The sequence below is a fragment of the Shinella sp. H4-D48 genome (genome assembly GCF_022637395.1).
GTDB lineage: Bacteria > Pseudomonadota > Alphaproteobacteria > Rhizobiales > Rhizobiaceae > Shinella > Shinella sedimenti.
In genome coordinates, this window is sequence record NZ_CP093337.1 from 1,932,348 (window position 1) to 1,951,331 (window position 18,984).

Genomic DNA, 18,984 nt, shown 5'->3' on the forward strand with positions numbered 1-18,984 from the left:
AAGACTCCAGAACGTCCAAATACTCGCGGTTCTGGACGCGCTGCATCAGAACTGAGTTGCGATACCGAACTTGAAGCGCTGGGTCTCGTCAAACTCTTCCTTCTTGATCGGAACAGCATAGTCGAAGCGCAGCGGGCCGAACGGAGACGCCCAGATGATCGAGGCACCGACGGACGCACGCAGGCTCATGTCCGTGCCCCGCACCTTGTCACTGTCAGCGTAGGCAACCTTGTTGCCGTAAAGCGTACCGGCATCGATGAAGACGGCGCCACGGAAACCGGAGTCACGCGGGATTGCCGGCAGCGGGAACGACGCTTCGGCCGAAGCCGTGAAGTAGGTCGTGCCACCGAGCGCATCGCCAGTCGACGTGGCACGCGGACCGATACCAGCCGACTCAAAGCCACGCAGTTCGCTTGCCGAGAGCGTGAACTGATCGTAGACGCGGGTCGTGTCGCCCGTACCCCACATGTGACCGCCGCTGACGGACAGAGAGCCGATGACATCAGCATCTTCCAGCAGCGTGTGGAAGTAACGCGCCTTGCCGGAGATCTTGTAGTAGTCGGAGTCGCCGCCGAGACCAGCGAATTCCTGCGTAACCTGCGCAAAGATGCCCTCACGCGGCAGCGTGCGGTCGTCGATCGTATCGAAGGTCAGGCTGTGCGAGATCGACGAACGAACCCAGGGACCGTTGTTGACCACGTCCCAATACGGCGTCGACAGGCGCGGATCGTTAACCGGCAGCGACGACTTGTAGTCGAGCTTGGTGTAATTGTACCGGAACGTCGTCGACAGGTCTTCGGTGATCGGTGCGGTCACACGGAGCGTGAAGCCCTGCGTGTCGACATTGTAATAGTCTTCGCTCTTGTCTTCGTTCTTGAAGATGTCGAAACCGGCAGCCAGACGATAACCCAGGAAATAGGGCTCGGTGAAATTCAGGCTGTAGTTGCGGGAGTCAGCACCACCACCGGCAGCCACGCGAATATACTGGCCGCGACCAAGGAAGTTCTTTTCTTCGATCGACGCTTCGAGCTTGAAGCCACCATCATTGCCTGTCTCGTAACCCGCGCCGATGCCGAACGAACCGGTCGACTGGTCCTGAACATCGACAACGAGAACCACGCGATCGGATTCACTGCCCGGCGCAGTCGTGATCTCCACGGAAGAGAAGTAGCCCAGCGCTTCAAGGCGACGCTTGGCGCGCGTGATGACTTCCTGATTGAAGGCATCGCCTTCGCCGATATCAAACTCGCGACGAATGACGTAGTCACGCGTGCGGGTGTTACCGCGGATTTCGATGCGCTCGACATAGGCGCGCTCGCCCTGGTCGACGAGATAATCGACGGCGATGGTGCCATTGCCGAGGTCGCGGTTGCCGCGCGGCGTCACACGGGCGAACGGATAGCCGTTTGCCGCGACGCGCTGCGAAATCGCAGACATCGTGTCCTGCACATCCTTGGCACGGTAGGTCTTGCCGGCCTTCGTCTCGACGAGGCCCTTCAGCTCGCCGGGATCGATGCCTTCAACCGTCGATTCGACATTCACGTCGCCGAAGTTGTAGCGTTGACCTTCGTCCACCGTGAAAGTGACGACATATTCGTTCGATGCTTCATCCAGAACGGCATCCGAGGAGATGACGCGGAAGTCGGCATAACCGTTGTTGAAATAGAACTGGCGCAGCGCCTCTTCATCGGCGCGCAGCTTTTCCGGGCTGTAGACGTCCTTGCGGGTCAGGAACGACAGGAAGTTCGACTTCTTGGTCAGAATGACCGAACGCAGGCGACCATTGCTGTAAGCTTGGTTACCGACGAAGTTGATCTGAGAAATCTTCGTGCGATCACCTTCATCGACGACGAAGGCGAGGTTCACACGACCATTGCCCAGCGGGTAGGTCTGCGTGGTCACCTGCGCGTCGCTGCGGCCGATGGCGGCATAGGCGTCACGAATAGCCTGCTTGTCGGCTTCGATCGTTGCTTCGCTGTAAGGACCCTGCGAGCGAGAGCGAAGCACCGCCTGCAGCTTGTCGTCCTTGATCTTGCGGTTGCCGTTGATGACGACTTCGTTGAGCAACTGGTTTTCGTTGACGGTCACGAGGAGCGTGCCGCCGGAAACGGAGACCTTGACGTCAGAGAAATAGCCGGTCGCGTAAAGGCGACGAACAGACTCATCGATGTCCGCGCTGGTGAAGTTTTCACCAGGCTTGATCGACAAGTTGGCCTTGACCGTGTTGGCGCTCACGCGATCGGCGCCACGCACCTGAATGCTGCGAATGACGGCCGCCTCTGCAACGGTTGCGGAGACAAGCGTGGCAACAGAGCCGCCCGTAACGACCATACTTGCCGACAATGCTACGGCAGACACGGCGTTCAAAAAGTTCGAACCAGCTTTCATCTTCACAACTTACCTTCGTTTTACGTCCGGCAGGCATGCCCGATTCCGGACACGATGCCGTTTTAACCGCTTTTGCCATACAAGCAAGGCCACGCGTTAATTTCTGTTTACTTCGATTGCAACAGTGGCCTCAACGCCACTAATTGCTTTTCATCACGGTAAACAGAGCGTTAGCGCACCCCGCCCAGACTGCGGCTCCCCTTAATAATGTGCCCCGGCGACACCGGCGGCCTTCAGCCAAGAAGCATGGATATGTCGTTCCAGGTCGCGAAGACCATCAGCATGAGCACCAGCGCCATGCCGATGCGAAATGCGAGGTCCTGCGCCCCGGGCCCGACAGGCCTGCCCCGGACAGCCTCTACCGCATAGAACATCAGGTGGCCGCCATCAAGTACCGGAACCGGCATCAGATTCAAAAGTCCAATGGAAACAGAGAGAACGGCGGCGAGTTGCAGCAATGCGGCAACACCCAGCGTGGCCATCTGGCCGGACGCCTGCGCCACACGGATGGGCCCGCCAAGCTGGTCGGCCTTCATGCGGCCGGTCACGAGGTTGGACAGATAATCGAACGTCCCGGTGACGATATGCCAGCTCTGGACAACGCCCTGCCCCACGGCTTCAAGCGGCCCGTATTCCACGACACGGAAGTTGCCCGTCTCCTGATTGGTGACGATGCCGATCAGGCCGAGCTCCACCTTGTTGCCGAACTGATCGGTAATCTCCGTGCGCTTCGGCACCATGGGAAGATTGAGATCGGCCCCGCCGCGGCGCACGGTCACGGTAATCGGCAGTTCCGGGCGCACGCTCACATAGCGGCGGACGTCGTCAAAGGTCGTGACGGCATGACCGTCGAGCGCCACCAGCAGGTCGCCGGGCAGAACGCCCGCCTCCTGCGCGGCGCTGTCCGGCCGCACTTCCGCAACGATCGGGTCGGCGATCTGGCGGCCGTAGATGGAAAACATCACCGCGAAGATGGCGATGGCGAGAATGAAGTTGGCAATAGGGCCTGCGGCGACCGTCACGGCCCTTTTCCACAGGGCCGCACCGAGGAAGGTGCGGTTGCGCTCGCTTTCCGGCAACGCGGCGACGGCATCGTAGTCAGGCGTCGAGGCAGGGTCGTCATCGCCCAGAAACTTCACGTATCCGCCCAGTGGAATTGCGGAAAGTTTCCACCGTGTCCCGTGCTTGTCCGTGAAGCCGAGGAGTTCCGGGCCGAAGCCGACAGAGAACGCGGTCACGCCGATGCCGGACCAGCGACCCGCCAGATAATGGCCCATTTCGTGCACGAAGACGATGAGCGTCAGCACGATCAGAAAGGGAACGATATAGCCCGTCACGAAACCGAGAGAGCCTGCAAGCATTTCCATATGTCCAGTCCCCAGTCTTTCGCGGTCACGGGCCGAAAAGGAACACGCCGGCAGGCGTGTTGACGGTGCCCTTCATGATCGCGTCGCCCAATGCAATGAGGAACGCGGCGAAGCAGGCAAAAACAAGGCCGTCGACGCGGTCCATGACCCCGCCATGCCCCGGAATGAGACGGCTTGAATCCTTCACGCCGAAACGGCGCTTGATGAAGGATTCGAAGAGGTCGCCGATCTGGCTGAAGATGGACAGGATCAGCGCGATGGCCGGCACCCAAAGACCGTTCAGGGAAAAGAACGCCATATGGATCAGCGTGCCCGCAATCACGGCGGAAACGGCTCCGCCAATGGCGCCCGACCAAGTCTTGCCCGGCGAGATCGACGGCGCAAGTTTGGGGCCGCCGATGGCCCGTCCGATGAAGTAGGCAAGGATATCCGTTGCCCAGACAACGCCGAAGATGAACAGCATCGCAGCAAAGCCATGCGCAGTGTCACCACGGATCGCCGCAAGCGAGATCACCGTCAGGCCCGCATAGACGATACCTCCCGGCAGCCAGCGGCTTGCCTTGGCGACCAGCACGTAGACGATACCGATGACCGTCGCCGCCAGAAGTGTCGGCAGCGCCAGCTCATCGAAATCGAAAAGCACGAGCGCGGCAACAAGCGCGACGGATAACCAGCCAAACGCGTTACCGCGGAAGTCCGATTCGGCAAGTCGGGTAATCGTCGACCACTCATAGTAGATCAGGACGCCGATACCGGCCGCGAGAACACGAAAGGCAAAACCACCGAACCAGGTTGCGGCAAGAACGGCGATAGCCAGCACGATGCCGGAGATGATGCGCAGGCGCAGTTCAGTCTGCATCAGGAACCCGTTGCAAGCGTGGTGGCGGGTTGCAACCCGCCAAACCGCCTCTCCCGCATGGCATAGCGCGAGAGCGCGGCGACGAAAGTGTCGCGCGAAAAGTCAGGCCAGAATTCGGGTATGAACATCAGCTCGGCATAGGCGGCCTGCCAAAGCAAAAAATTGGACAGCCGCTCCTCACCGCTCGTGCGGATGACGAGATCAGGGTCCGGGATTCCCGCAGTATCGAGTGCCGCGCCGATCCGTTCCGACGTGATGGCGGATGCCTCCAGGCGACCAGCTGCAACTTCCGCAGCAAGCTGCCTTGCCGCTCGTGCAATCTCGTCACGCGCGCCGTAGTTGAACGCGATGACGAGCGTGATACCGGTATTCGCGCGCGTGGTCTCCTCGGCTTCCAACAGGAGCGGGAGGATATCGCCAGACAGATTCGTCTTGTCGCCGATAATGCGGATGCGCACGTTCTGCTTGTGAAGAACCGCAAGGTCACGCCGGATAAACGCCTTCAGGAGGCCCATGAGGTCCGAGACCTCGCTTTCCGGGCGGCTCCAGTTTTCAGACGAAAAGGCGAACAGCGTGAGATAGGAGATGCCGCACTCGGCGGCCGTCTTCACGGCCTCGCGCACGGCTTCGACACCCTTGCGGTGCCCCATGGCGCGCGGCAGGCCGCGCGCATTCGCCCAGCGGCCGTTGCCATCCATGATGATGGCGACGTGGGCCGGAACGGTACTGGGCGAAAGCTGGTTCATGGACAATCCGAGAAAGAAGAAAAGCAGGCGAGCCTTTGCTTTAAACCTGCATGATTTCCTTTTCCTTGTCTGCAAGCAAGCGATCGACGTCCAAAATCGTCTCGTCGGTCATCTTCTGCACCTTTTCAGACTGCGCACGGCTCAGATCCTGACCGATATCGCCATCCTTTTCGGCTTTCTTGAGGTCGTCCATGCCATCGCGGCGCACGTGGCGGATCGCCACCTTTGCCTTTTCTGCATAATCATGCGCAACCTTCACGAGCGACTTGCGACGCTCTTCATTGAGTTCCGGCAGCGGAATACGCAGGTTCTGGCCGTCGATGATCGGGTTGAGGCCGAGATTCGATTCGCGAATGCCACGTTCGACCGCGCCGACCATACCCTTGTCCCAGACGGAGACCGACAGCATGCGCGGCTCGGGAACGGAGATGTTGGCGACCTGATTGAGCGGCACGCGCGAACCATAGGCCTCGACCTGGACAGGATCGAGCACGTTGGCCGAGGCACGGCCAGTACGCAACGAGGCGATGTCGTTCTTGAACGCGTTGATTGCGCCATCCATGCGGCGCTTCAATTCTTTGAGGTCGATACCTTCACTCATCGGAATACTCCCATTGTCGCAGGACGACTGCACGCGATGAGCGTACAGCCGATCCAGAATCAGTTGTCGGTTACGATGGTTCCGCGGCCGCCACCGGTCAATATTTCGGCAAATCCACCCTTTTCGTGGATCGAGAACACGATGATCGGGATCGAATTCTCGCGCGCCAGCGCAACGGCGGCGACATCCATGACGGCCAGGCCCTTCTCCAGAACCTCGCTATGCGTCAACTGGTCGAAGCGCGTGGCGGTCGGGTCCTTCTTCGGGTCTGCCGAGTAGATGCCATCGACTTGAGTTCCCTTGAAGATCGCCTCGGCGCCCATCTCGGCGGCGCGCAGTGCGGCGGCCGAATCCGTCGTGAAGAACGGATTGCCCGTGCCACCGGCAAAGATGACGACGCGGCCGAGCGAGAGGTGGTAGAGTGTGGCGCGTTGCGAGAAGCTCTCGCAGATTTCCGGCATCGCGATGGCCGACAGCACGACGGTATCGATGTCGAGCTTGCGCAGCGAGGTCGCGAGCGCCAGTGCATTGATGACAGTCGCCAGCATACCCATGTGGTCGCCGGTAACGCGATCGCCCCCCTTCGACGCAACGGCGACGCCGCGGAAGATATTGCCTCCGCCCACGACGACACCGACTTCGACGCCCAGCGCGCGCGCTTCGGCAATATCGGAGGCGATGCGGTCGGCAACGGCGACATCGATGCCGAAGCCCTGCGAGCCCATCAGCGCCTCACCAGAGGCTTTCAGCAGAACACGTTTGTAGATTGGCGTGGCGGTCATCGTCGCTCCTGAACTCGTGTGCCTGCTCACCCGTTCGGCCGCCGGGCGGGTACCGGGTCGGCTCCGCACAAGGCAGTCCTGGCCGCAGAGAAATTTCGGGGCAGGCATTTCGGCAAGCCGGATACACGAAGGGCGCCGCGTTGTCACGCGGCGCCCTCCTCTTTTCCAAACCGAGATTACTTTTCCCTTGCGGGAGAAGTGAAATCAGCCCTTTGCAGCGGCTGCGACCTCGGCGGCGAAGTCCGACTCTTCCTTCTCGACGCCTTCGCCGAGCAGGAGGCGGGCCATGCCGACGACTTCGATCGGCGCGCCGACGGTCTTTTCAGCTTCCTTGACGGCAGCGCCGACAGTCAGGTCGGGGTTCATGACGAAGGCCTGCGACAGCAGAGCAACTTCTTCGAAGAACTTGCGCATACGGCCTTCGACCATCTTCTCAATGATGGCGTCCGGCTTGCCGGAAGCGCGCGACTGCTCGATGAAGACGTTGCGTTCGCGCTCGGCGACGGCAGCATCGACTTCTTCGGCGCGGATCGCGAGCGGCGCGGTTGCTGCAATGTGCATGGCAACCTGGCGGCCGATGGCGTTCAGGGCTTCCTTGTCGCCGGTCGACTTGAGCGCGACGAGAACGCCGAGCTTGCCGAGACGGTCGGCGGCGGCGTTGTGGATATAGGTCGCGACAACGCCATCCTCGACCGAGAGAGCGGCCGAGCGGCGCAGGTTCATGTTCTCGCCGATGGTGGCGACGGCGTCCTTGATCGTGTCGGTGACCGACTTGCCGGTTGCCGGGTAGGTTACGGCGCCAACGGCTTCGACGGTGCCATCGGTGGTGAGCGCTACGTCGGCAATGCCGCGAACCATGGCCTGGAAGGCATCGTTGCGAGCAACGAAGTCGGTTTCGGAGTTGACTTCGACGACAACGGCCTTGGTGCCGGAAGAAGCGACGCCGATGAGACCTTCGGCAGCCGTACGGCCCGACTTCTTGTCGGCCTTGGCGATGCCCTTGGCGCGCAGCCAGTCGATTGCCGCTTCGATGTCGCCGTTGTTTTCAGCCAGCGCCTTCTTGCAGTCCATCATGCCTGCGCCGGACTTTTCGCGCAGTTCCTTCACCAGTGCAGCGGTGATTTCAGCCATTGTGAGCCTCTTGTCGGTTGTTGCGTGCCGCCGGAAAACCTCGGCGAACTCAAGGTTTTGGGAACGAATGTACCCGGAAATATGACAGGGTGATGAAGATCACCTCCGGCCCGTTGCCTCTGATGCAACCGCTTGGATTGCCGGCAGCAGGGCCTTCAAACAAGCCGAGGCCAGGGATCGTCTCTCTGGCCTCGGTTTGATCAGGAAGCTGGAGCGGATCGCTCCTGCCTGGGCCTTACGCTTCGGCTTCGAGAGCCGGCTCGACCGGAACTTCGGCAGAGGCGCCGAGGTCACGACCCGAGGCGCCCTGCTGGCGCGCGATGCCGTCAATGGCGGCGCGGGCGATCAGGTCGCAATACAGAGCGATGGCGCGCGAGGCGTCGTCGTTGCCGGGGATCGGGAAATCGATCGGATCCGGGTCGCAGTTGGAGTCGATAACGGCGACGACCGGAATGCCAAGACGCTTGGCTTCCTGGATCGCGATCGATTCCTTGTTGGTGTCGATGATGAACATCAGGTCCGGGGTGCCGCCCATGTCGCGGATACCGCCGAGAGCCTTTTCAAGCTTCTCGCGTTCGCGCTCGAGGTTCAGGCGTTCCTTCTTCGAGTAGCCCGAGCCTTCCGAGGCCAGGATCTCGTCGAGCTTGCGCAGACGCTGGATCGAGTTGGAGATTGTCTTCCAGTTCGTCAGCATGCCGCCGAGCCAGCGGGCGTTGACGTAGTACTGGGCCGAGCGCTTGGCAGCGTCAGCGATGATGTCGGAAGCCTGGCGCTTCGTGCCGACGAAGAGAACGCGGCCGCCACCTGCAACGGTGTCGCTGACGACCTGAAGGGCGCGCGACAGCATTGGAACGGTCTGTGCCAGGTCGATGATGTGAACGTTGTTGCGATCGCCAAAGATGTACGGCTTCATCTTCGGGTTCCAGCGGTGCGTCTGGTGGCCGAAGTGGATGCCGGCTTCAAGAAGCTGGCGCATAGAGAAATCGGGCAATGCCATGCCTAGTTATCCTTTTCCGGTTGAACCTCCGCGAGACGAACAGCCCTTCCTTCGGAAGCGCCACCGGTCGGAACAGTCCGGATTTCTCCCGAACAATCCCATGTCTCACGTGTGGAATGGTTGCCCCATACCCCCAGTTTCCCGGTAAATCAAGGGCAGCCGGGTAAAAAAGCACCTACGGACGCTCTTTGGCCGACGTCATCACACAGGCAAAGGCATGTCCGCGTCCAAGCGGCAGACAGCCTACTTGCAGTCCTGCTGCTTGAGCATCTCGAGCTTGGCGAGCTTTCCGCTCAGCACGAACTCACCGTAATCCATCGTGAGATCACGGGTGATGCCGTTCTCATAGAGCTTGAAGGACATGCGGTAGACCGGCAAAGCGTCGCCGTCACTGGTGTCGTTGTAGTAGGCAACGGAAACCGGCCAGAATGCCTGCTTGGAGAAGGTCCCCGCCTTGTCGGCATCCGGATCGCCTGCCTTGGGCTGCTCCTTCTTGCCGACGACGGCGGTCGTCATCAACGTCTTGTCGCCCGAATCGGAGCCGTCGAAGATGCGCGATTCGAAGAACCGCTCACCCTTCTTGGCGTGGTCGATCACCTCGAGCATGTGTTCGGTCGGAAAACGGCTGGCGGCCAGTTCCACCTGCTTGGTATCCGGCGCGGTCAGATCGACACTGACGCCGGACTTTTCCTCTCGCGCAGTGCCGCGCACTTCCTTGTCCAGCTTCTCGTCCGTGAAGGAGCGGGTCAGGAAGCGGAAGCTGCCGTTCTTCAGGTCCTCGTAGGTCGTGGTCTGCTGGTCGGTGAGGCGCGTTTCCTCGCCCGTGTTGACCTGCGTGACGAAGCGGAAACTCACGGTGTAGCCATCGCAAGGGCTGCCGTTGAATTCATAGACCATGCGGCCATACATGCCGGCGATGCCGGAACGCTCGCTCGCATCCTTGAGCTGGAGGTCATAGACGGCGCGATGCGGCGCAAGCCCGCTCGCCGGGTTGGCGTAAGCGCTGGTCACGCCGCTGCTCGCGACACATGCCCCGGCCGCGAGTGCCGTGACAAAGGATGAACGAAACATCCGTTTCCTCCTGTTGAATCCAGCGGCGATGTTATATGAACTCTTCCGGCAAAAGCGAGGCAATATCCGTGCGATGACATATTCATTTGCAACAGTGCGATCTGCCTTGCCGCAATGCCCCTGACAGTCGAACCGCGCCGACCCTATCTAGGGTGGTGATCACACTACGGAGACCGCAATGTCCGCTGAAATCGAAAAACGCGTCAAGGACCTGGGTTACGATATCCCGGTCGCCGCAGCCCCTGCAGCCAATTACGTTCCCTTCGTCATCAGCGGCAATGTCCTCCACATCTCCGGCCAGCTGCCGATGCTCGACGGCAAGATCGCGGTGACCGGCCATGTGGGCAAGGATGTCGACGTGACGGGCGCCCAGAAGGCCGCGGAACTCTGCGCGCTGGGCCTGCTCGCCCAGGCCAAGGCGGCACTTGGCGACCTGTCGCGCATCAAGCGCGTCATCAAGATCAACGGTTTCGTCGCCTCCACGCCCGATTTCGTCGAACAGCACCTCGTCATCAACGGCGCCTCGAACTTCCTCGTCGGCGCGCTGGGCGATGCCGGCAAGCATGCGCGTGCTGCCGTCGGCATGGCTGCCCTGCCCTTTAATGCTGCGGTCGAGATCGACGCCATCATGGAAATTGCTTGATGCACAAATTCAACTGGCTGACCGAGCGCCCGATTGCGCATCGCGGCTACCACGATCTCAACCGCGCCGTCTGGGAGAACACGCTCTCGGCGTTCTGCCGCGCGGTCGAGGCCGGCTTCTCTATCGAGTGCGACCTGCAATATGCGGCAGATGCCATTCCGGTCGTCTTCCATGACGATGATCTGAAGCGCTTGTGCGGCATCGAGGGCGATGTGCGCCAGCGCACGGCCGGCGAACTCGGGCTGCTGCCGATCGGCGGTACGGGCGACCGCATCCCGACACTGAGACAGCTTCTCGATCTCGTGAAAGGCCGCGTGCCGCTGATTCTGGAACTCAAGGGCCGAAACGGCGATGACGAGGGTTTCGCAATGGCGGTTCTCGACGCACTTGAAGGCTACGATGGACCGGTCGCGCTGATGAGCTTCGATCACTGGCTTCTCAAGGACCTGACGGCGATCGGTACCGACCGACCCGTCGGGTTGACGGCCGAGGGTGCGCGTCCGGAGAACTTCGCCGTGCACGAGGAAGCCATGCAGTATGGGCTCGACTTCATCTCCTACCACTACGGCCACCTGCCCAACGCCTTCATCAGCCGCCAGCGCGACCTCGGCAAGCAGATCATCACCTGGACCGTTCGCGACGACGAAGCGCGCACGATCACGGCACTCAACGCGGACCAGATGACCTTCGAGGGCTTCGATCCGCGCGAGCCTCTGACAGCATAGGATGACGGAAACGGTGCACATCCGAGTCGAAACGACTTTCGCCGATATCGCGGCGGACGACTGGGACCGCCTTTCCGGCGCCTCCCGGGCGGATGCGCAAACGCCCTATAATCCCTTTATCAGCCATGCCTTCCTGTCTTCACTCGAGGAATCGGGATGCGCGGTCGCCGAAACCGGCTGGCTCGGCCAGCACCTGCTTCTGGAGGGCGACGACGGGGCGCTGCTCGGTGCCCTGCCCGCCTATCTGAAAAATCACAGCCAGGGCGAATATGTTTTCGATCATGGCTGGGCGGACGCTTTCGAGCGCGCCGGCGGGCGCTATTATCCCAAGCTTCAGGCCTCCATCCCCTTCACGCCGGCCACCGGCCCGCGCCTACTCTCCCGCGTCGGCCAACCCGTCCTTCCGACACAGACGGCTCTTGCCGAGGGACTGAAAGAACTGGCGAAACGGCATGGGGTCTCATCGGCGCATGTCACCTTTGCGCCGCAGGACGAAATGCCAGTCTTCGAGGCTACCGGCTATCTGCACCGCACCGACCAGCAGTTTCACTTCATCAATGAGGGCTACGGCTCACATGATGATTTTCTCGAAACGCTGGCGTCGCGCAAGCGCAAGGCGCTGAAGAAGGAGCGCCGCGCAGCGCTTGAAAACGGCATCGAGATCGACTGGCTGACAGGCGCGGATCTCACCGAATCCATCTGGGACCAGTTCTTTGCCTTCTACCTGGATACCGGCAGCCGCAAATGGGGCCGTCCCTATCTGAACCGGGAATTCTACAGCCTGATCGGCGAGCGCATGGCCGAGGATATCCTGCTGGTCATGGCCAAGCGCGACGGCCACTATATCGCGGGCGCGATCAATTTCATCGGCAGCGATACGCTTTTCGGCCGACACTGGGGTTGCGTCGAGGATCATCCGTTCCTGCATTTCGAGGTCTGCTACCATCAGGCCATCGACTTCGCGATCGCCAAGGGCCTCACGCGCGTCGAAGCCGGTGCGCAGGGCGAGCACAAGCTGGCGCGCGGCTACCTGCCGGTTACTACCCATTCCGCGCATTACATCATCCATCCGGGGCTCCGTCGGGCCGTCGCCGAATACCTGGAGCGCGAGCGACGCGATGTAGAAATGGCAGGCGAGTACCTGGCCGAACACGGACCTTTCCGACGCGGCGGCGACAATAACGAGACTGAGTGAGACCGGGAGACGGGCATGAGCTACGACACCAACAACATCTTCGCAAAGATCCTGCGCGGCGAAATCCCGTCGCACCGCGTCTATGAGGACGAGCATACGGTTGCCTTCATGGATGTGATGCCTCAAGCAAACGGGCATACCCTCGTCATTCCGAAAGCCAATTCCCGCAATATCCTGGATGCGGATCCCGAAACGCTGTCGCGCCTGCTGCCCGTCGTGCAAAAGGTTGCGAAGGCGGCAAAGGAGGCTTTCGACGCGGATGGCGTGGCTGTCATGCAGTTCAACGAACCGGCCGCCGGTCAGACCGTCTATCACCTGCATTTCCATGTCATCCCGCGCGTCGAAGGTGCAGCCCTCAGGCCGCATTCCGGGACGATGGAAGATCAGAGCGTGCTTTCTGCAAATGCGGAGAAGCTTCGCAAGGCACTGGCCGGCTGAGACTGCTCAAAGGCCGATGAGCGCAAGTCCCGCGGCCAGGAATGCGATGGCCGCGGCGATGCCGAGAGGCTGGCGGAAACGCCCGCCGATGAAAAAGCAAAGGGCGCCGAACAGGATCGACCCAAGCCGCAGCCACAGAGGCGAGTTCTCAAGAGCGCCTGTCGGGAAGAAGATGAGCTTGGCGATGACCGCAGCCACCAGCGCCGTGGCGACCGCCCTCACCCAGTTCAGCGTTTCGTAATTCTCGTCGATCCGCTTGCCGGCAATCACACCGGCCCAGCGCCAGATATCCGTTGCCAGCCAGCCAGCGATGGCGATGTAGATATACGGCCAGACACCGTCGAAGCTCATTGCCCGGCCTCCTTCTGCCGCAACCGTTTCTCTCCCCACCATGCCAGCGTGCCGCCGATTATGCCGGCCAGCAGGATATCGTATTCCGGTGCGATGACGGCAAAGAGGTAGCCGAGAGCAAGGCCGATGCCGAGCGCCCAGTAGATCACGCGATGACGCGCCGAAATCCAGATCGAGGTGAGGAAATACACCGGCGTCAGGAAGAAGAGGCAACCGGACACGATAGGCGGAAAGCTTGAAACCGCGCCGTAGACGAGGCCGACTAGGATGATGTTCGTCACCGTCAGCGTGATGCCGAAACCGGCAAAAAACGCCACGCGGCCGTAGCGCGGCACGTCGCGAACCTTCTCCATGGCAAAGACCCACGCGGTGATCGCGACGAAGTGAGAGATGATGAGCAGCAGCCAGGTCGGCGTGCGACGATCACGAATTTCCGGAATGAGCGCTGCAACCATCGGCATCATGCGCACGGAAGAAAGCGTCACGGCGATGAAGGCGGTCGCGACATGCGCGCCTGACAGCATGGAGCCGACGAGGATGACCTTGGCCGGAAGCGCCCAGACCATGCCGGTCATGAACATCACCTGATCGACGGGAATGTTCGCCTCCGCCGTAAAGGCCGCAAAGCCCACGAAAGACAGCATCAGGATGATGGCCGGCAAGCTAAAAAGACCGCGCATGCCGATGAGGAACCAGTGGATCTGGGATTGGGTGTCTGGCGCCGTGTCAACCGTCATCAGGAATCTCGTGCAAAAAGAAAGCCGGGCAGTTTCCTGCCCGGCCTGTATCGTTTGTAAAGCCGTTATTTCTTGCGCGGCACCTTCGGAACGGCGCTGGAAGACTTCCGCGGCGGCTCGTCCTTTGGCTCCGCGGCCTTGGTTTCGGCCGCCTTCTTCGACGACTTCGCCTTGGCTGGGGCTGCCTCGGCGGCAACCGTTTCCTTGGCCTTGCGCGGCTTTGCCTTCTTAGCGGCAGCCTCTTCCACTTCGGCCTTCGGCTTGATCGGTGCGGTCTCCGGCACGGCGTCGAGGATCAGGCCCTTCGAGCCGTCTTCCTTGGTGCCGACAGAAACGCGAACGACGCCGCCCTTCTTGAGCTTGCCGAAGAGGATCTCGTCGGCAAGCTTCTTCTTGATGTTTTCCTGGATGACACGCGCCAGCGGGCGGGCACCCATCTTTTCGTCGTAGCCCTTCTCGGCCAGCCAGGCGATTGCGTCCTGCTGAAGATCGAAGGTGACGTTGCGCTCGGCCAGCTGGGTTTCCAGCTGCATGACGAACTTCTGAACGACCTGATGGATAACCGGCGTCGGCAGCGAGCCGAACGGGATAATCGCATCGAGACGGTTGCGGAACTCCGGCGTGAACAGGCGGTTGATCGCCTCCATGTCCTCGCCTTCGCGCTTGGACGAGCCGAAGCCGATGGCGGCCTTGGCCATGTCAGACGCGCCCGCATTGGTCGTCATGATCAGGATGACGTTGCGGAAGTCGATCTTCTTGCCGTTATGGTCGGTCAGCGAGCCGTGATCCATGACCTGCAACAGAATGTTGTAGAGGTCCGGATGCGCCTTCTCGATTTCGTCGAGCAGCAGAACGCTGTGTGGATGCTGGTCGACGCCATCGGTCAGCAGACCGCCCTGGTCGAAGCCGACATAGCCGGGAGGTGCACCGAGCAGACGCGAGACCGTGTGCCGCTCCATGTATTCCGACATGTCGAAGCGCAGCAGTTCCACACCGAGCGAGGCTGCAAGCTGCTTGGCGACTTCCGTCTTGCCGACGCCCGTTGGGCCGGAGAACAGATAGCTGCCGATCGGCTTGTTCGGCTCGCGCAGGCCCGCACGGGACAGCTTGATTGCCGAAGCCAGCGCCTCGATGGCCAGATCCTGACCGTAAACGACCGAACGCAGTTCCTTGTCCAGATTGGCGAGCACCTGCTCGTCATCCTTGGAAACCGTCTTCGGCGGAATGCGGGCCATGGTCGCGATCGTCGCCTCGATCTCCTTTTCGGTGATCATCTTGCGGCGCTTGCCGGCCGGCAGGAGCATCTGGGCGGCACCGGTCTCATCGATCACGTCGATCGCCTTGTCCGGCAACTTGCGGTCGTTGATGTACCGTGCCGAAAGCTCGACGGCAGTCTTGATCGCCTCGTTCGAGTATCTCAGCTTGTGATACTCTTCAAAGTAGGGCTTGAGGCCCTTCATGATCTCGATCGTGTCATCGATGGTCGGCTCGTTCACGTCGATCTTCTGGAAGCGGCGCACGAGCGCCCTGTCCTTCTCGAAGAACTGGCGGTATTCCTTGTAGGTGGTCGAGCCGATGCAGCGGATAGCACCCGAGGAGAGCGCCGGCTTCAAAAGATTGGACGCATCCATCGCCCCGCCGGATGTTGCACCGGCGCCGATGACCGTATGGATCTCGTCGATGAACAGCACGGCGCCCGGATACTCTTCCAGTTCCTTTACGACCTGCTTCAGACGCTCTTCGAAGTCACCGCGATAGCGGGTGCCGGCAAGCAGCGTACCCATGTCGAGCGAGAAGATCGTGGCGTCCGCCAGCGCTTCCGGAACCTTGCCTTCGACGATGCGCTTGGCAAGGCCCTCGGCGATGGCCGTCTTGCCGACGCCGGGATCACCCACATAGAGCGGATTGTTCTTGGAACGGCGGCACAGAACTTGGATGGTACGGTTCACCTCGGCGTGACGGCCGATCAGGGGATCGATCTTGCCGCCCTTGGCCTTCTCGTTGAGATTGACGCAATAGGCGGTCAGAGCATCCTGCTTCTTGGCTGGTTCTTCCTGCTCGTTGCTGCCGTTGCGCTGCTGCTTCGGCTCGCCTTCTGTCTCGTCCGAGCCGCGCACAGGCCGTTGCTCGGAGGCGCCCGGCCGCTTACCGATGCCATGCGAGATGAAATTGACGGCGTCGTAGCGCGTCATTTCCTGCTCCTGCAGGAAGTAGGCGGCGTGGCTCTCGCGCTCAGCGAAAATCGCCACGAGCACGTTGGCGCCCGTCACTTCCTCGCGGCCGGAAGACTGGACATGGATGACCGCGCGCTGGATGACACGCTGGAAGCCGGAGGTCGGCTTGGAGTCTTCCTCATATCCGGTCACAAGGTTGGCGAGGTCGTGATCGACATAGTCGGTAACGGTCTTGCGCAGCGCATCGAGGTTCACATTGCACGCGCCCATCACGGCCGCCGCATCGGAATCGTCGATCAACGCCAGAAGCAGATGCTCCAGCGTCGCATATTCGTGGTGACGCTCGTTCGCGAAAGTCAGTGCCTGATGGAGCGCCTTTTCAAGGCTTGCAGAAAATGTTGGCACGTTGGTTCCTCATTTCTTTTCCATGACACATTGCAGCGGGTGCTGGTGCTGGCGGGAGAAATCCATCACCTGTGTCACTTTGGTTTCGGCAACCTCGTAGGTGAACACACCACATTCGCCCACGCCATGATTGTGCACATGAAGCATGATCCGCGTGGCCGCTTCCCGGTCCTTCTGGAAGAAACGCTCCAGAATGTGGATCACGAACTCCATGGGCGTGTAGTCGTCATTCAGAAGCAGGACGCGATAAAGACTCGGCTTCTTGGTCTTCGGCTTCGTGCGGGTAATGACGGACGTGCTGCGGCCGGGAGTATCGCCGCCGTCTTCGCCATCCTGCATTCGGACCCGTCTCACTTCCATTTCCTGTTCATTCCCTGACTGCGTAGTCCGTCTCGAGGTCGCCTCTCGACGTGTTATCTAATGTCTCGACACACGATTGTAAGACCCTCGCTTCGCACTGCAATCATAATCGCGGACCATCCGAAGGAAATAGCGAAATTTGCCGCCAGCACGCCAGCCTCGCACAATCCCCGAAACGGAAAACGACCGGCTGCGGTTGCCCGCGGCCGGTCGTTGAACGTCATGCGCGTATTAAGGCGTGTCGGCCTCAGGCGGCGACTGCAGCCTTCGCTGCTGCCGTGGCCTTGGCAACCGGCGCTTCGTAAGGCTTGTAAGCGCCCTTGGCGAGATCGGCATAGAGCTCGCCGATCTTGGTGGCTTCCGCGACGAAGCCTTCATAGGAAGACTTCACGAATGCGGATTGCAGTTCGACGGCCGTCTCGATGCTCTTTACGCCCGAGAGTTTTTCAAAATGGGCAAGGCTGTTTTCGAAGGACTTCTTGGAATAGTCGGCGGTTTCCGTGGCGATCGCCTGCCAGCCCTGCGCGAGATTGGTATAGCTCTTCACGAACGTATCCATGGCTTCCTTGTTCTTCTTGCTTGCCTCGTCGAAATTGAACATCGAAGTCTCCTTTGGTCCCTTGTGACTTGGTTGAAATATATATGCAGCGCACAAAAAAGTCAATGTATATGCTGCAATGCAATATTCCATAACCAAAGCAAGACGTTGGACGATAGGTATGATTATTGGCGCTGACAAAAGCCAATTTGCCAAAAAACAATAACAAAAGGCCCGGCGCCAAGGGCAGCCGGGCCTTGTTTTTGGGAAATCCTTGAGATCAGAGATCGATGTCGAGGATCGCCATGGAGAAGTTGTAGGACAGTTCGCCGTCTTCGTCGTCGCGGAAGATGACGCCGAGGAACTCGTCGGCGAGATAGACTTCGGCGGATTCATCTTTACGCGGGCGGGCCTTCACGACAATCTCCTTGTTGATATTGCGCTTGAAGTAGGCCTCGAGCTTCCTGATTTCTTCCGGCGTCACGATACGTCTCCGTCAACGATTTGATGTGCCGCGCTTCTCGCACCTGCTCCCTGGCGTGTAAACCCTTCAATGCAGGTGCGAGCCGACTTTTCCCGCGCTCAGGCGTTCAAGGCGGCGCCTCGCCGGCGCGGCTAGAGATCGTAATCGAAGGCCGCAAGTAGCTGGTCCATCGCACGCGACGGCTCGTTGCAACCCGCCTCGCCCACCACGCGCGCCGGCACACCCGCCACGGTCGATTTCGGCGGAACGGGCTTGAGAACGACGGAACCGGCAGCGATGCGCGAGCAATGGCCGATATGGATATTGCCGAGGATTTTCGCGCCGGCACCGATCATGACACCGTCACCGATCTTGGGATGGCGGTCGCCGCCTTCCTTTCCGGTGCCACCGAGGGTTACGTTGTGGAGGATCGAAACGTTGTCCCCGATGGATGCCGTCTCGCCCACGACCAGACCCGTCGCATGGTCGAGGAAGATGCCCTTGCCGATGCGCGCGGCCGGATTGATATCCGTCTGGAAGACGCTGGAGGAGCGGCTTTGCAGGTAAAGCGCGAGGTCACGCCGGCCGTTGTTGTAGAGCCAGTGGGCGACACGGTGCGTCTGGATGGCGTGGAACCCCTTGAAATAGAGCACGGCATCGAGGAACCGCAGGCATGCGGGATCACGGTCGTAGACCGCCTGAATATCGACGCGCAGGATACCGCCCCACTCCGGCCAGTCTTCCAGCATCTCGTCGAAGATCTGGTGCAGCAGATTGGCCTGCAGGTCCGGATGATCGAGACGCTCGCAGACCCGATGGATGACGCTTTCCTCAAGCGAGTGGTGGTTCAGCACTGTCGAATAGAGGAAGGCAGCCAGCAGAGGCTCGGCCTGGGCGGCAACACGTGCTTCCTCGCGCAGGCTGTCCCAGATCGGATCCATAGCCTTGAGCCGCTCGGCAGCCCGCAGTTCGTTCGTCGCGACCATCGCCGCACTCCTTGTCGTCATTCTCGT

General features: G+C 60.7%; 20 protein-coding genes. 4 read left to right on the top strand and 16 right to left on the bottom strand.

Annotation, left to right across the window (positions count from 1 at the left end):
• Positions 1–45 precede the first annotated feature (45 nt).
• The 9 genes from bamA to MNR02_RS09495 form a co-directional block, all read right to left on the bottom strand.
• Positions 46–2,388, bottom strand: coding sequence for an outer membrane protein assembly factor BamA (bamA, locus tag MNR02_RS09455; RefSeq protein WP_241948851.1), 2,343 nt, complete (start codon positions 2,386–2,388; stop codon positions 46–48).
• Between the two features lie 233 nt (positions 2,389–2,621).
• Positions 2,622–3,755 (bottom strand): RIP metalloprotease RseP, encoded by a 1,134-nt coding sequence (gene rseP, locus MNR02_RS09460; RefSeq protein WP_241946635.1) that lies wholly within the window; start codon positions 3,753–3,755, stop codon positions 2,622–2,624.
• 25 nt (positions 3,756–3,780) lie between these two features.
• Positions 3,781–4,614: a phosphatidate cytidylyltransferase gene (locus MNR02_RS09465; RefSeq protein WP_241946636.1), complete on the bottom strand. Its 834-nt coding sequence runs from the start codon at positions 4,612–4,614 to the stop codon at positions 3,781–3,783.
• The gene (locus tag MNR02_RS09470) at positions 4,614–5,360 is read right to left on the bottom strand and encodes an isoprenyl transferase (protein WP_241946637.1); all 747 of its coding nucleotides are present in this window, start codon (positions 5,358–5,360) and stop codon (positions 4,614–4,616) included. Before MNR02_RS09470 ends, MNR02_RS09465 begins: the two co-directional genes overlap by 1 nt.
• Positions 5,361–5,400: 40 nt before the next feature.
• Positions 5,401–5,961: a ribosome recycling factor gene (gene frr / locus MNR02_RS09475; RefSeq protein ID WP_134649139.1), complete on the bottom strand. Its 561-nt coding sequence runs from the start codon at positions 5,959–5,961 to the stop codon at positions 5,401–5,403.
• Positions 5,962–6,020: 59 nt separating this feature from the next.
• On the bottom strand, positions 6,021–6,743 hold the full coding sequence (gene pyrH, locus MNR02_RS09480) for a UMP kinase (RefSeq protein WP_241595961.1): 723 nt from the start codon (positions 6,741–6,743) through the stop codon (positions 6,021–6,023).
• A gap of 204 nt (positions 6,744–6,947) precedes the next feature.
• Positions 6,948–7,874, bottom strand: a complete 927-nt coding sequence (tsf, locus tag MNR02_RS09485) for a translation elongation factor Ts (protein WP_241946638.1) — start codon at positions 7,872–7,874, stop codon at positions 6,948–6,950.
• 235 nt (positions 7,875–8,109) lie between these two features.
• Positions 8,110–8,871: a 30S ribosomal protein S2 gene (gene rpsB, locus MNR02_RS09490; RefSeq protein ID WP_134649136.1), complete on the bottom strand. Its 762-nt coding sequence runs from the start codon at positions 8,869–8,871 to the stop codon at positions 8,110–8,112.
• A 243-nt stretch (positions 8,872–9,114) separates the two neighbouring features.
• Entirely contained in the window at positions 9,115–9,942 is an 828-nt protein-coding gene (locus MNR02_RS09495; protein ID WP_241946639.1) for a cell envelope integrity EipB family protein, read from the bottom strand.
• Between the two features lie 178 nt (positions 9,943–10,120).
• On the opposite strand from MNR02_RS09495, the gene MNR02_RS09500 reads away from it, so the two are divergent.
• The 4 genes from MNR02_RS09500 to MNR02_RS09515 are packed head-to-tail and all read left to right on the top strand — an operon-like array spanning position 10,121 to position 12,943.
• Positions 10,121–10,585: a RidA family protein gene (locus tag MNR02_RS09500; protein WP_241946640.1), complete on the top strand. Its 465-nt coding sequence runs from the start codon at positions 10,121–10,123 to the stop codon at positions 10,583–10,585.
• Positions 10,585–11,310, top strand: coding sequence for a glycerophosphodiester phosphodiesterase (locus tag MNR02_RS09505; RefSeq protein ID WP_241946641.1), 726 nt, complete (start codon positions 10,585–10,587; stop codon positions 11,308–11,310). The genes MNR02_RS09500 and MNR02_RS09505 overlap by 1 nt, the downstream gene beginning before the upstream one ends.
• 1 nt (position 11,311) lies before the next feature.
• A complete protein-coding gene (locus MNR02_RS09510; RefSeq protein ID WP_241946642.1) occupies positions 11,312–12,505 on the top strand; it encodes a GNAT family N-acetyltransferase in 1,194 nt (397 codons plus the stop codon).
• Between the two features lie 15 nt (positions 12,506–12,520).
• The gene (locus MNR02_RS09515; protein WP_241946643.1) at positions 12,521–12,943 is read left to right on the top strand and encodes an HIT family protein; all 423 of its coding nucleotides are present in this window, start codon (positions 12,521–12,523) and stop codon (positions 12,941–12,943) included.
• 6 nt (positions 12,944–12,949) lie between these two features.
• Here the strand turns inward: MNR02_RS09515 and MNR02_RS09520 are convergent, their stop codons facing one another.
• The 7 genes from MNR02_RS09520 to cysE form a co-directional block, all read right to left on the bottom strand.
• Entirely contained in the window at positions 12,950–13,294 is a 345-nt protein-coding gene (locus tag MNR02_RS09520) for an AzlD domain-containing protein (RefSeq protein WP_241946644.1), read from the bottom strand.
• Positions 13,291–14,031 carry an AzlC family ABC transporter permease gene (locus tag MNR02_RS09525; RefSeq protein ID WP_241946645.1) on the bottom strand — a complete coding sequence of 247 codons (741 nt, stop codon included), beginning with the start codon at positions 14,029–14,031 and terminating at the stop codon, positions 13,291–13,293. Before MNR02_RS09525 ends, MNR02_RS09520 begins: the two co-directional genes overlap by 4 nt.
• Before the next feature lie 65 nt (positions 14,032–14,096).
• The gene (gene clpA / locus MNR02_RS09530; protein ID WP_241946646.1) at positions 14,097–16,610 is read right to left on the bottom strand and encodes an ATP-dependent Clp protease ATP-binding subunit ClpA; all 2,514 of its coding nucleotides are present in this window, start codon (positions 16,608–16,610) and stop codon (positions 14,097–14,099) included.
• Between the two features lie 9 nt (positions 16,611–16,619).
• Entirely contained in the window at positions 16,620–16,970 is a 351-nt protein-coding gene (clpS, locus tag MNR02_RS09535) for an ATP-dependent Clp protease adapter ClpS (protein WP_134649127.1), read from the bottom strand.
• 247 nt (positions 16,971–17,217) lie between these two features.
• A complete protein-coding gene (locus tag MNR02_RS09540; RefSeq protein ID WP_241595990.1) occupies positions 17,218–17,571 on the bottom strand; it encodes a phasin family protein in 354 nt (117 codons plus the stop codon).
• Between the two features lie 217 nt (positions 17,572–17,788).
• On the bottom strand, positions 17,789–17,992 hold the full coding sequence (locus MNR02_RS09545; RefSeq protein WP_241595993.1) for a DUF3126 family protein: 204 nt from the start codon (positions 17,990–17,992) through the stop codon (positions 17,789–17,791).
• A gap of 131 nt (positions 17,993–18,123) precedes the next feature.
• Positions 18,124–18,957 (bottom strand): serine O-acetyltransferase, encoded by an 834-nt coding sequence (gene cysE, locus MNR02_RS09550; RefSeq protein WP_241595996.1) that lies wholly within the window; start codon positions 18,955–18,957, stop codon positions 18,124–18,126.
• Between the last annotated feature and the right edge of the window lie 27 nt (positions 18,958–18,984).